Origin of the sequence: Kribbibacterium absianum, assembly GCF_030067705.1 — a bacterium.
Classification (GTDB): Bacteria; Actinomycetota; Coriobacteriia; order Coriobacteriales; family Atopobiaceae; genus Kribbibacterium; species Kribbibacterium absianum.
Genome location: NZ_JASJEX010000001.1, coordinates 493,836 through 506,393 on the forward strand (window position 1 = coordinate 493,836; position 12,558 = coordinate 506,393).

The window sequence follows — 12,558 nt, forward strand, 5'->3', positions numbered from 1 at the left end:
AGGTGGGTGACATGACATCAACGACGCGCAGGGGCTTCCTTGCGGCTGGCGTCGTTGCGCTCGGCGCGACGGCCTGGAGCCTTGGCGCTGCCTTCGCCGCGACGACCGGGCACGTCTCCGAGGCTCGCGCGCAGGTGGACACGGTCGACATCCGCGCCGTCGCCCAGGGCGTCCCTGCGGGGACAGACACGGTCTTCGACGACGCCACGGCGCCCTCCAACGTGCTCGTGGAGAACCTCGGGGCCACCTGCTGGGTGCGGGGGCGCACCTGGCTGTCCGAAGAAGGGCGCGAGCCCGTGTCCTCCGAGTACCGTCCGCCGGTGGGCGCCCCCTGGTGGCGCGCGGCGGACGGCTGGACCTACCTCGTGGAGCCTCTCGGCGACGGCGCTTCCGTGGTGTGGTCGGAAGAGGCCTATGAGCCCTTGGAGTGGCGGGGCGGACAGCGGCGCGAGCTGGTCCTCGACGTGGAGTTCGAGGCCGTGCAGGCCGAGCACTTCGTCCAGGACCTCGCGGCCGATGCCCCGTGGGGCGACGTCGAGCCAGAGACCTGCGTGCACGCTCGGGCAGGAGCCGCCGAGGGGACGACAGGCAGCCTTGAGGACGAGGCCGCGGGCACGGGAGACAGGCTGGACGCGGACGACAACGCCGGCGAGGCGGGGAAGGAGGGAGACCATGACCAGCGAGCGGCGTCCTAGGCGGGTCCACGGTGCGATCGCGGCCGGACTCTGCCTGGCGCTCGCGTCGCCTCTGGCGGTGCCGCTCGGGACGGCCAGCGCGGCCGAGGCCTTGGGAGACGATGCCATCGTGGTGCAGCCGGCAGAAGGAACCACCGAGGGGATCGAACACGGCGAGACCGACGGCGCCGACACTGCGGCGGCCAAGAGCGACGCCGCGGAGGAAGGAGACAGCGCAACCGCCGGCAGCCGCAGGGGCGCGAGCGGCACCGACACCGCCGCCCGATGGCGAGACGGTGCCGCGGAGGCCCCGCCGAGCCCGCAGACCGACACCGGGAGGCAGACCCTCGAGGCGCTGGCCGTGTCCTACGGGGGCGCGGGCGTCTTCGACCCGTCCGCGGCGGACCTCTTCGAGGGTCTGGCTCCGGACGTGCCCGGCGACTCCCGGGAGCGCACGGTCACCGTGACGAACTCGTCGGGGAGGCCCTGCGAGGTGCTCCTGGCCTGCTCGGTCTCCGAGCAGGGAGAGCGGGCAGAGGGGCTGCTCCGGGAGCTGGACCTCACGGTGGTCGTCAACGACTCGACGGTCCATGAGGGGAAGGCCTCGGAGGTGTCGGGGCTCGCGGGCTCTCATCTGGAACTCGGCACCCTCGGGGTCGGTCAACAGCTGTCTGTGACGGTGGAGCTGTCCCTGCCGACGTCGGTGGGCAACGGCCTCGCCCTCTCGGACGCGGGCGTGAGCGTGTCGCTCGAGGCCCGGGACATCGAGGAGGCCGAGGCGCCCACGCCCGCTGCGGGCGGCATGGTTTCCGGAGGTCTCTACCAGATGGGCTCGGGCGTGGGGCTCGTCGCCGGGTGCCTCGCGGCGGTGGCGGCGGGCGTCGGCGCCTGGGCCACCAAGCGCCGGAGCCGGGAGGAAGGGAGGCGCAATGACTGACGACAGGCACGCGACGGTGACACGCAGGCAGGCGCTCGCACTGGCGGCGGCCTCGGTGGGGAGCCTCATCACGGCTACCCCGGCCCTGGCTCATCTGACCGACGACGATTCGGCCACGAACTCGTTCGTTGCCGCCAACAATGTGATCGAGGTCCAGGAGGAGTTCGATCCCAAACCGGACCCTTCCGGCAGCGTCAGAAAAGTGGCCCGGGCCCGGAACACCGGCAACTGCGATTGCTGGGTACGCGGCCTGGTGGCGGTCTCCTCCACCGAGGACGTCACCGCCGTCGAGTACAACGGGGCCGCTTGGGACCGAAACGACGATGGCTGGTGGTACTACGGGCACCCGTTGGCGCCGGGCGCGCTCTCGGACCCGCTCATGACCGGCGCCAAGGCCACAACGGGCTCCACGATCACCGTGTGCTTGGAGTCCTGTTCCACTGCCTTCGGGGACGAGCCGGTGTCCGCCTTCGCCCGTGTGGGAAAGGAGCTCTGACATGGCGAACTGGACCGCGAAGAAGGTGGCGAGGCCCAGCGACGCGCCCGCCTCGGGCTGCTATCTGAACAAGCTGCCGAACCAACGGATCACGGACGTGCGGCTCGGCGCAGGCATCGGACGGGCTGAGTGCACGCCCGCGAACGGGGGGTTCCGAAATCAGGACGGGAGGGCCTGGATCCTCCACTACACCGGCGACGGCTCCCGACCCTGGTCCGTGCCGGGCGCGTTCTCCTGGCGGATGTCGAAGTTCGCCCGGTCCACGGACGGGCGTTGGTGCGACGCGCGGGTGACGCTCGACGCCTCGGGCGACGGGAAGTACTACGGCGTGGCGTCGGCCGGCGTGAAGCCGCTCTTCTTCATCCAATGGCAGGGCGCGACCGTCGACGGGAGCGCGTGCGCGCGCACGGGGGACATCGGCGACTTCTGTGGCTACGGCTTCGACACGGCGACCGGAAAGCGGGTGGGCACCTTCCAGCCCGGCATTAAGGTGAAGGTGCACGTGGACCTGCTGAAACAGGGGACCGACGAGCCCTTCCCGATGCCGACAGAGGGCATGGCGGTCATGTTCGTGGACATCGACCAGTTCTGGGGCGCCGGGTACCAGAGCTATCGAGAGTCCATCCGACTGGGATCCGGGGTCGGACGCACCTTCTATGTCTCCACCAAGACCAAGCTGAACGTGTCCGGCCACCCGTCCGTCGCGTCCGGCGCGGTCGAGTGCTGCGAGGAGAACGGCTGGCTCTGCTCGCCAACGGAGACCGACGAGTCGACCTGGGACTCGTCCGTGGTCTTCTACGTGACCGAGCCCTCCTACGAGTTCGAGTGGACCGGCTTCGGGTGCGGTACCGGCTGGAGGCAGGAGTACGTGACGTACCCGGACACCGAGCGGTACCCGCGCATTGGGAAGTTGGTGGGCTCGGTGGCCGGCAAGGAGAAGATGGCAGAGACAGCCCCTGCCAGGCGGGGCGACATCGTCGACTGGGTGCTCGACGTCTCCTACCCCTATGTGGTGGGGGCGGCGGCCGCGAAGACCCTGCGGGTGTCGGACACCTTCGATTCCCGGCTCGACGTCTCGCAGGCGAGGGTCGTCGTGGTGAAGCTTAAGGACGAGGCCGCCGGCGTCCCCAAGGACATCGACGTGACCGGCTCCTGGATGGCCACCTGGGAGCGGCAGACGCTCCGGCTGGAGGCGCTGGATCCGGAGGACGTGGATGCCGGGGGAACCTACCGGGTCGTGGTCTCCGGCACCGCAGTGAGGCGGGGCTGCGCTCTGGACGACGTCGTGAACACGGGCACCGTCGTTGTGGAGAGCGCCGACCCTGGTCAGGGCACGGTCTCCAAGGAGTCCGGGCCCGCAACCCTCACCCTGGGGGTCCGCTTTCGCGTGCTCAAGGTGACGAAGAGGGCCGAGAAGGGCGAATGGGACGCCGCCTTCGGGCGCCCCGCCTTCCCGGTCAAGGTCTCTGGCACTGCGGCGTCGGGCGACGCGGTGGAGAAGTGGGCAGTGCTTGCACCGGAACCCGGCTCGTCAGAGGCCATAGAGGTGGACGTGTCGGGGCTCGAGGGCTCGCTCGAGGTCACCGAGCTTGCGGCCTCCGGGTGGCAGTTCCATTCCCTGACCGGATCCGGTGGGTCCTTCCGCGCCGACGGCCAGGTGGGCTCTTTCGACCTGGACTCCCTCGACGATCCGTCGGACGGCGTGCTGCAGGCCACCTTCACGAACCGGTTCCTGAGGCCGGACGGCCCGCGCCACAGCGCCCATGCGGTGAACGAGGTTCGGTGAGGGTGCCCGGGTGAACAAGAGCGATGGAAAAGGGCCGGCGCCGACACCGTTCGGGCCGGCGCCGGCCCTTTTCCAGCAGCGAGGCGACAACAGCTTGGTCTGGTGTCGTACGGACGAATGTCGGATGCCAGCTCTTTCCGGCGTGGGGACACCCGTCTCTCAACGGGCTCGGCGCTACCGCTCTGTCAGCACGAATCGACCGCCGTCGCGTGCGAGCGTGAAGTCGCGGAGGTCGCCGCACCAGCCCCACGACCCGGAGTCAGGATCGCCGTCCAGCCAGACGTTCAGGGAGCGCAGGACGGGCACACCGGCGACCAGCCGAGGGCAGGCGAGCGTCGCGTAGCGGCGCTCGCCCAGCTCGTCCAGGCTTGCCGTGCAGTGCACGTAGCCCCTCAGGTGCGCGGCTCCGTCCCCGGAGGCTTCCCACACGCCGCGGCCGGCGTTCGCCAGCAAGTCGCCGTACACGCCCCAGTTGAACGTGGCCCCGGGCGACTCGGGAGCGGGGGCGGCGAGGTCCCCGAGATCGATCTCGGAGGCCTCGAGCCAGCCGTTGTGCCCCACGAGCCGGGCCGTCACTTGCCGGGGTCCCACTGTGGCGAACGATTCGACCGCAGCCGTCATGTCCACGGGCTTGCCCCAAAGGAGGAATCGGGTGCTCTCGGTCGCCACAACAGGCACCGAGAGCGTCTCGAGCCCCTCGCCAAGGCGCGAGTCGTTGGCCACCGCCACGCCGCAATAGCGCGCCCCCTCCTCGGAGACCCACTCGTCCGCTTGGATCATGGTGCCCTCGACGACGAGGGTCGACCCGTCAATCGAAAAGGGGCTCTTCCGTGCGTCGCCGTCCCCGTCGAGCCACAGGTCGTCGGAGAAGCCGGCATCCAAGGGTCTCGGGGCCGAGTCGCCCATCCAGGCCAGCTCCTGCGCCGAGAGCTCCTCAACGAAGGGCTCCCCTGTGGCTCGCACAGGGGAGATGGCCGCTGTGACAGCCAGCACGACACAGGAAAGGAGCGCGGAGGCCAAAACCAACGGGGACACGAACTCCCAACGGCGGGGCTCTGGAGCGTCGTGCACCACCGCAAGGGACCCTTCTCGACAGGCGATTCGGTAGCCGCGCATGACGACGGTGTCGGCGGCGGCAAAGCCTGCAATGCCTCCCAGGGTGTTCGCGATGACGTCCAAAACGTCGGCCACCCCCAACCCGAGCACGTACTGCGCCACCTCGAGGCCCAGCGAAAGGCCGAGCAGCGTGGCGAACGACCGTGCGTACGACGACGTGGCATGACGGAGCAGGGCTCCGGCCGGGACAAAGGCGAGAACGTTCAGCCAGAGGATCCAAGGGTTGTCGGACGCCTGCGCGAGGAGCTCCCCGACGTCGAGGTTGACCTCGCGCACGCCAACGCTCTTAAACAAGGCGACCGCGAGCAGACAGCAGCCGTAGAGCGCCAGGTCGGCAGCCGCGAGCCATCGAGGAAGCCGGCCAGCCGTGAGCAGTCCGAGCGACGTCCCGCAGAGAATGGCGATGACCGCGCAGAACAAGCCAATGCTCGGGTCAGAGGCCGCGCTGTACCCGAGCAGCCCCACCATCGCCCCGTAGACCTCGTTGTTGCAGATCCACGAGAGGGCGACGAACACCAGAGCCCCGACGGTCACCGACAGTGCGGCCGATCTCGCTCTCGACATAGGAACCTCCAACCTGGAACAGAAGCCTCTCCACGGCAAGAGGCCCACTGCCGCGACGCCTGCAAGGGTCCGAAGCAAAACAGGCGGCGAACGAGCCACCGCCTCACGGCTCACAGGCGAGCCCCGGGTGCCCGTAGCTCCACTATGCCGGAGGACATGACAGCGGCAGGCAACGACCGGGCAACATCTGTTGAACGGATGCGCTTGTGATTGCGAGCGGCTCCTGATGTCCGCATACGGAGGCGTCCGCGATTGGCCGCATGTCGGCACGTGGTTCCGGGAGTCGAGGCGCCGCAGCCGCGGAGACCATCTTTGTGTCTCCGGTGTCGCCCCGGGGCGAGCCCTTGCAATCCCGTCACGCCCCTCCTACACTCGTCAGCGACCTTTAAGCGCGGTGCGGGACATCGTCAAGGGAACATAACGCGGCCGTCCGGCCGCCTCCCTGGGATGTCCCTGACCGTTGAGGCCAGGGACTTTTTTGGAAGAAGGAAGGAGCCGGATGGGACAGGAACAGCCAAAGGCCACCATCATGGACCAGCAGGCGATGGAGCGTGGCATCCGTCGCATCGCCCATGAGGTGCTGGAGCACAACGAGGGGGCGGAGACCATCGCGCTCGTGGGCGTGGTCCGCCGTGGCGCGACGCTCGCGCGCATGCTCGCCGACCAGATCGAGGAGATCGAGGGCACCCGTCCGCAGGTCGGCCTTCTCGACATCAGCTTCTACCGCGACGACGTGACCCGCTGCATCGCCCCGGTGCTCCACAAGACCGAGATCCCCTTCAACGTGGACGGGCGCGACATCGTGCTCGTGGACGACGTGCTGTACACCGGCCGCACCGTGCGCTCCGCCATGGACGCGATCATGGACTTCGGGCGCCCGGCCACGATCCAGCTGGCCGTGATGGTGGACCGCGGGCACCGCGAGCTGCCGATCCGCGCCGACTACGTGGTCAAGAACGTGCCGAGCTCCCACGAGGAGGACGTGCGTGTGTGTCTGCCGCCGCTGGACGACCACATGGCGGTTGAGATCTGGGAGAAAGAGGGGGCCCTGTGATGCTTTCCGTGCGCAACCTGATCGACACCACGAGCCTCACGGCCGACGACATCACCCAGATCCTCGACACCGCGCGTTCCTTCGACGAGGTGAACAGCCGCTCGATCAAGAAGGTGCCGGCGCTCCGCGGCCGCACGATCGTGAACCTGTTCCTCGAGCCCTCGACGCGCACCCGCAGCTCCTTCGAGCTGGCCGAGAAGCGCCTCTCCGCCGACACCCTCAACATGGGCGGCAAGGAGAGCTCGGTGGTCAAGGGCGAGTCCCTTGCCGACACCATTCAGACCATCAGCGCCATGAACGTGGACGCGTTCGTCTGTCGCGCCAGTTTTGCGGGCACCCCGCACGTCATCACCGAGAACACCGACGCCAAGGTCATCAACGCCGGCGACGGCAAGCACCAGCACCCGACGCAGGCGATGCTCGACCTCTACACGATCCGCGAGCACTTCGGCCACCTCGACGGCCTCAAGGTCGCCATCGTGGGCGACCTGCTCCACAGCCGTGTCGCCGGGTCGCTCGTCCCCGCGCTCAAGACCATGGGCGCCGAGGTGACGCTCGTCGGGCCGCCGACCTTCCAGGTGATCGACCCCGCCTACTACGGCGTCGAGCAGACGTCCTCGATCGACGACGTCATCGAGGAGATGGACGTCGTGTACATGCTCCGCGTGCAGCTGGAGCGCATGGGCGGGGCCGCGATCCCGAGCCGCCGCGAGTACAACCGCCTCTACGGCCTCACCAAGGAGCGCGCCGCCCGGATGAAGCCGGGCTCCATCGTGTGCCATCCCGGCCCGATGAACCGCGGCATGGAGATCATGGGCGAGGTGGCCGACGCGCCCAACTCCAAGATCCTCGACCAAGTGAACGCCGGCGTGTGCACGCGCATGGCCGCCCTGTACCTGCTCCTGGGAGGAGACGACAATGATCTTGCTTAAGGGCGCCCATGGCGTCGACCCCCAGGTGGGTCTTGACGAGCCGGTCGACGTGCTGATCGACGGCGGGGCCATCGTGGAGGTGGCGCCGGCGATCGACGCCCCCGAGGGCGCCGAGGTCGTCGACTGTGCGGGCAAGGTGCTCATGCCGGGCCTCGTGGACATGCACGTGCACTTCCGCGAGCCGGGCTTCGAGTACAAGGAGGACATCGAGAGCGGCTGCCGCGCGGCCACCCACGGCGGCTACACCGACGTCGCGACGATGCCCAACACCCAGCCCGTGACCGACAACGGCACTGCCGTCGCCTTCCAGATCGTGACGGCCGAGAAGGTAGGCCTCAACCGCGTGCACCCCATCGGCGCGCTCACGCGCGGCGAGGACGGCGAGGCGCTGGCCGAGATCGGCGACATGACCTTCGCGGGCGCGGCCGGATTCTCCGACGACGGCCACGGCGTGCAGTCCGCCGGCATGATGCGCACCTGCATGGAGTACGTGAGCCAGTTCGACCGCGCCGTGATCGCCCACTGCGAGGACGAGAGCCTCACGGGCAACGGCGTGATCAACGAGGGCCGCGCCTCCACCCGCCTCGGCATGTTCGGCTGGCCGGCGCTCGGCGAGGAGCTCGAGGTCATGCGCGACATCGAGCTCTGCCGCCTCACCGGCTGCCCGCTGCATGTGGCGCACATCTCCACCGCGCGCTCGCTCGACCTCGTCCGCGCCGCCAAGGCCGACGGGCTGCCCGTGACCTGCGAGGTCACGCCGCACCACCTGTTCCTGACCGAGGAGAACATCACCGACTCCTACAACACGAACCTCAAGGTGAACCCGCCCCTGCGCACCCGCGACGACGCTGCGGCGCTCGTGGAGGGCCTCTTGGACGGCTCCATCGACTGCCTGGTGAGCGACCACGCGCCGCACGCGACGCACGAGAAGGACTGCGAGTTCGAGATCGCCTACTTCGGCACGATCGGCCTCGAGACCACCGTGCCGCTGATGATGACGAACCTCGTCGAGAAGGGCCTGCTCAGCTGGCCGCGCTTCGTCGAGGTGGCCGCGGTCGCGCCGCGCCGCGTGCTGCGGCTCGAGCCGGTGAGGCTGGAGGCGGGCTCCGTTGCCGACCTCACGCTGATCGACCCCGAGGCGCCGGTGACCGTGACCCCGGAGTACTTCGAGTCCAAGGCGGAGAACAGCGCGTTTTTGGGCCAGCGCCTGCACGGTGCCGCGAGCGACGTGTTCGTGGCCGGCAAGCGCACCCTGGCCAACGGTGTCGTGCAGTGACCCACCTGTCCTGAGATGTCGTAAACGTGGCTCGGGGCCCTTCGGGGCCCCGTTCCTCTGTGCGGGCTCACCTCCCGCTACACTGGCCTTACCTGTCGGTTCTTACGGAAAGGACCCCTATGCCCCAACCTTCGTTGGCGCGCGTCCACGAGGCCGAAGTGGTCTCGAACGTGCGCGTGGCCGAGGGGCTCTGGCGTCTTGTGGTCAAGTCGCCCGTGCTCGCGGCCAAGCTCTCGCCCGGCCAGTTCATGTCGGTCGCCGTCCCGGGCGAGCCCTTGCAGGTCTCGCGCGCGCCCCTCTCGTATGTGACCTGCGACTTCGACGCCGGCACCGTCGAGACGGTCTACACGGTGGTGGGGCCGGGCACTGAGGCGCTGTCCCGCATGGAGCCCGGCTCCACGACGACCATCTTGGGGCCGGGCGGCCATGGATGGAAGCTGGACGCGTTCACCAAGCGCTGCCTGCTCGTGGCCGGCGGGGTGGGCGTCACGCCCATCGCGAGCGCCGCGCAGGCCCTGGGGCTTCAGGGACTTGCCTACGACGTGGTCGTGGGCGCCCGGACCGGCAACGCCCTCTGGGGCGTGGACCGGTTCCTGACCTACGGTGCGGACCATGTGGTCGTCGTCACCGACGACGGCACGGCGGGCGCCAAGGGCCTCACCACGGACGCGCTCGAGGCCGCGCTCCCCGAGGAGCGCTACGACCTCGTGCTCGTGTGCGGGCCGGAGCCCATGATGAGGAAGTGCGCCGAGCTCTGCGCCGAGTACGAGGTGGCCTGCCAGGTCTCGATGGAGCGGATGATGACCTGCGGGTTCGGCGCCTGCGCCACCTGCGTGGTGCCGACGGTCAACGGCGCGGTGGGCGCGTGCATGGGCGGCCCTGTGATGAACGCTGCGGAGGTGGTCTGGTGAGCGAGGAGATCCTGACGACCGAGGTCGTCGAAGAGGAGCCCCAAGGCCCCTCCATGGCCGTGAACCTGGGCGGCATCGCAATGAAGAACCCCATCAACACGGCCTCCGGCACCTACGGGTTCGGCTGGCAGTTCGAGGGGTTCTATGACGTGTCGCAGCTCGGCGCCATCACGACCAAGGGCTGCGCGGCAGAGCCGTGGCCGGGCAACCCGGCGCCCCGTATGTGCGACGTGTACGGCGGCGTGATGAACTCCGTCGGCCTGCAGAACCCGGGCGTCAAGGGGATGGTGGCCGAGGCAGGGGAGTACCTGGCAAAGCTCGCCGAGAAGGGCACCGCGGTCATCTGCCAGGTTGCCGGCCACTCCGTCGAGGAGTACGTGGCGGCGGTGGAGCAGTTCGAGGAGCTCGCTCCGTGGGCCGCCGGCCTCGAGATCAACATCAGCTGCCCCAACATCGCGCAGGGCGGCATCGCGATGGGCTCCACGCCGGACGGGGCCGCCGAGGTCATCAAGGCCGTGCGCCCGCGCACGGAGAGGCCGCTCCTCGTGAAGATGGCGCCGACGCGCGTCCCCGAGGTCGCCCGCGCCCTTGAGGCCGCCGGCGCCGACGCGCTCTCCGTCATCAACTCGATCCCGGCCATGGCCATCGACGTGGACACGCGCCGCTCGAAGCTGTCGCGACCGACCGGCGGCCTTTCCGGCCCTGCGTGCCACGCCATCGCCGTCCGGATGGTGTGGGAGGCGGCCCAGGCCGTGCAGATTCCCATCAACGGCGTGGGCGGTGTGAGCTCGGGCCGCGACGCGGCTGAGTTCATCCTTGCCGGCGCGACGTCCGTCTCCGTGGGCGCCGCGAACCTGTGGGACCCGACGTGCGCTCCGCGCATCCTCCAGGAGCTCACCGCGTGGGTCGAGAGCCAGGGGGTCGACGACGTGAACGAGCTGATCGGAGCCTTCGAATGCTAGAGGACAGGCGGGCCGAGGCCGCCGACCGCGTGATCGTGGCCCTCGACTGCGACCGCACCGAGGCGGTCGCGCTCGCGCACAAGCTGGCCGGGAAGGCCCGTTGGGTCAAGGTGGGCATGACCCTCTTCTACGCGGAGGGGCCCTCCATCGTCGACTACTTCCGGAGCCAGGGCTTCAAGGTGTTCCTGGACCTCAAGCTGTTCGACATCCCGCACCAAGTGCGGGGGGCGGCCGCGAGCGCGGTCGCGACGGGCGCCGACATCCTGAGCATCCACGGCCTCGGAGGGGCCGACATGGTGCAGGCCGCCCGCGCGGGCGCCGACTCCTGTGACCGCGACGTGGAGCCCCGGGTGATCGCGATCACGGTCCTCACGTCCATGAGCCAGGGCACGCTCGAGACCATCGGTGTGGGGGAGCCGCTCACCGACGAGGTGAAGCGCCTGGCGACGCTCGCGTGCACCAACGGTGCGGACGGTGTGGTGTGCTCGCCGAACGAGGCCGCGATGCTGCGCGAGCTCCTCGGGCCCGACGCCCTGATCGTGACCCCGGGGGTGCGTCCGACGGGGGCGGCGCTCGGCGACCAGTCGCGCGTGGCGACCCCGGCGGGTGCCATCAAGGCCGGTGCGTCGCACCTCGTGGTGGGGCGTCCGATCACGGCGGCCGACGACCCGGTGGCGACGTTCGACGCCATCGTGGACGAGGTGGCCGAGGCGCTGTAACGGAACCGAACCGACCCCGGCCTGCCTTGCCGCTCCCTGAGGCGGCCGGGCAGGCCGGGGCTCTAGACACGAAAGAGAGAACCATGGCAGAGCGACTTTCCGACGAGCAGATCGTCGACATCCTGGAGGAGACCGGCGCCGTGCGCCACGGGCACTTCGTGCTCACGAGCGGGCGCCATTCCGACACGTACGTCCAGTGCGCGCGCCTGATGGAGAGCCCCACGCTCACTGTGCAGCTGGCCGAGGAGGCCGCCGCGCGCCTGCCCGAGGAGGTCCGCGACGCCGTGACCCTGGTGGCGAGCCCGGCCGTCGGCGGCATCACCTTCGGCTTCGCGATGGGCTACGCGCTCGGCCGCGACTTCATCTTCTCCGAGCGCGTCGAGGGCGCGATGACCTTCCGCCGCTCCTTCGAGGTGCCCCAGGGCGCCAAGGTGCTCGTCTGTGAGGACGTCGTCACCACCGGTGGCTCCGTCAAGGAGGTCTGCGACCTCGTGGAGGCGGCCGGCGGCGAGGTCGTCGGCGTCGTGTCGCTCATCGACCGAGGGAGCGGTCGCGCCTTCGACGCGCCGTTCTACCCGCTGCTGTCGTTCCCCGTGGCAAGCTGGGCGCCGGAAGAGTGCCAGCTCTGCAAGAACGGCGGCGCGCCGGAGTCGCTCGGCTCGCGCAGGATCGCAAGGTAGCCGCTAAATCAGCGAATTGTCTTGCAAAGCAGCGTGCGAATCGCCACACTGGTGCTCGTTCTGCCCAAAGAACGCACGAGGGTCCCCGGCTTAGGGCGCCCTTTTGACGTCAAATTGGTTAGGAGTTTTCCATGGCACTTCCCCAGCTCTCCGAAGAGCAGCGCGCCGAGAACCTGAAGAAGGCCGCCGAGGCTCGTCACGCCCGCGCCGAGCTGCGCGAGAAGATCAAGAACGGGGAGGTCTCCCTCGAGGACGTGCTGAACTCCGAGGACGCGGCCGCCGCGCGCATGCCGGTCCGCGCCCTCATCGAGTCCCTGCCGGGCTACGGCAAGGCGAAGGCCGCCAAGATCATGGAGGAGCTCGACATCTCCCCGAAGCGCCGCGTCCAGGGCCTCGGCGCCCGCCAGCGCGAGCGTCTGCTCGAGATCCTCTCCAAGTAGCGCGGCTTTCT

The 12,558-nt window shown here is 69.4% G+C and carries 13 protein-coding genes; 12 read left to right on the forward strand and 1 reads right to left on the reverse strand.

The window, feature by feature from the left end:
* Positions 1 to 11: 11 nt before the first annotated feature.
* From QJ043_RS02165 to QJ043_RS02180, 4 genes are read left to right on the forward strand one after another with little or no spacing between them, the layout of a single operon-like run.
* Positions 12 to 695, forward strand: coding sequence for a hypothetical protein (locus tag QJ043_RS02165; RefSeq protein WP_283712526.1), 684 nt, complete (start codon positions 12 to 14; stop codon positions 693 to 695).
* Positions 673 to 1,611, forward strand: a complete 939-nt coding sequence (locus QJ043_RS02170; protein WP_283712527.1) for a hypothetical protein — start codon at positions 673 to 675, stop codon at positions 1,609 to 1,611. Before QJ043_RS02165 ends, QJ043_RS02170 begins: the two co-directional genes overlap by 23 nt.
* A complete protein-coding gene (locus QJ043_RS02175; protein WP_283712528.1) occupies positions 1,604 to 2,107 on the forward strand; it encodes a hypothetical protein in 504 nt (167 codons plus the stop codon). Before QJ043_RS02170 ends, QJ043_RS02175 begins: the two co-directional genes overlap by 8 nt.
* A gap of 1 nt (position 2,108) precedes the next feature.
* Positions 2,109 to 3,893 carry an isopeptide-forming domain-containing fimbrial protein gene (locus QJ043_RS02180; protein ID WP_283712529.1) on the forward strand — a complete coding sequence of 595 codons (1,785 nt, stop codon included), beginning with the start codon at positions 2,109 to 2,111 and terminating at the stop codon, positions 3,891 to 3,893.
* A 174-nt stretch (positions 3,894 to 4,067) separates the two neighbouring features.
* Here QJ043_RS02180 and QJ043_RS02185 read toward each other — a convergent pair whose 3' ends face one another.
* Positions 4,068 to 5,573, reverse strand: a complete 1,506-nt coding sequence (locus QJ043_RS02185) for a VanZ family protein (protein WP_283712530.1) — start codon at positions 5,571 to 5,573, stop codon at positions 4,068 to 4,070.
* A 499-nt stretch (positions 5,574 to 6,072) separates the two neighbouring features.
* On the opposite strand from QJ043_RS02185, the gene pyrR reads away from it, so the two are divergent.
* The 8 genes from pyrR to mihF all read left to right on the forward strand — a co-directional run bounded on the left by pyrR (position 6,073) and on the right by mihF (position 12,547).
* The gene (gene pyrR / locus QJ043_RS02190; protein WP_283712531.1) at positions 6,073 to 6,627 is read left to right on the forward strand and encodes a bifunctional pyr operon transcriptional regulator/uracil phosphoribosyltransferase PyrR; all 555 of its coding nucleotides are present in this window, start codon (positions 6,073 to 6,075) and stop codon (positions 6,625 to 6,627) included.
* Complete coding sequence (locus QJ043_RS02195) at positions 6,627 to 7,559, forward strand: aspartate carbamoyltransferase catalytic subunit (RefSeq protein WP_283712685.1); 933 nt, start codon at positions 6,627 to 6,629, stop codon at positions 7,557 to 7,559. The genes pyrR and QJ043_RS02195 overlap by 1 nt, the downstream gene beginning before the upstream one ends.
* Positions 7,546 to 8,835 carry a dihydroorotase gene (locus QJ043_RS02200; protein ID WP_283712532.1) on the forward strand — a complete coding sequence of 430 codons (1,290 nt, stop codon included), beginning with the start codon at positions 7,546 to 7,548 and terminating at the stop codon, positions 8,833 to 8,835. The genes QJ043_RS02195 and QJ043_RS02200 overlap by 14 nt, the downstream gene beginning before the upstream one ends.
* A gap of 119 nt (positions 8,836 to 8,954) precedes the next feature.
* The gene (locus QJ043_RS02205; protein ID WP_283712533.1) at positions 8,955 to 9,746 is read left to right on the forward strand and encodes a dihydroorotate dehydrogenase electron transfer subunit; all 792 of its coding nucleotides are present in this window, start codon (positions 8,955 to 8,957) and stop codon (positions 9,744 to 9,746) included.
* 53 nt (positions 9,747 to 9,799) lie between these two features.
* Entirely contained in the window at positions 9,800 to 10,708 is a 909-nt protein-coding gene (locus tag QJ043_RS02210; RefSeq protein ID WP_283712686.1) for a dihydroorotate dehydrogenase, read from the forward strand.
* Positions 10,702 to 11,427, forward strand: a complete 726-nt coding sequence (pyrF, locus tag QJ043_RS02215; RefSeq protein WP_283712534.1) for an orotidine-5'-phosphate decarboxylase — start codon at positions 10,702 to 10,704, stop codon at positions 11,425 to 11,427. The genes QJ043_RS02210 and pyrF overlap by 7 nt, the downstream gene beginning before the upstream one ends.
* Before the next feature lie 83 nt (positions 11,428 to 11,510).
* Positions 11,511 to 12,107, forward strand: a complete 597-nt coding sequence (pyrE, locus tag QJ043_RS02220; RefSeq protein WP_283712535.1) for an orotate phosphoribosyltransferase — start codon at positions 11,511 to 11,513, stop codon at positions 12,105 to 12,107.
* 131 nt (positions 12,108 to 12,238) lie between these two features.
* Positions 12,239 to 12,547 (forward strand): integration host factor, actinobacterial type, encoded by a 309-nt coding sequence (gene mihF / locus QJ043_RS02225; protein ID WP_283712536.1) that lies wholly within the window; start codon positions 12,239 to 12,241, stop codon positions 12,545 to 12,547.
* Positions 12,548 to 12,558 lie beyond the last annotated feature (11 nt).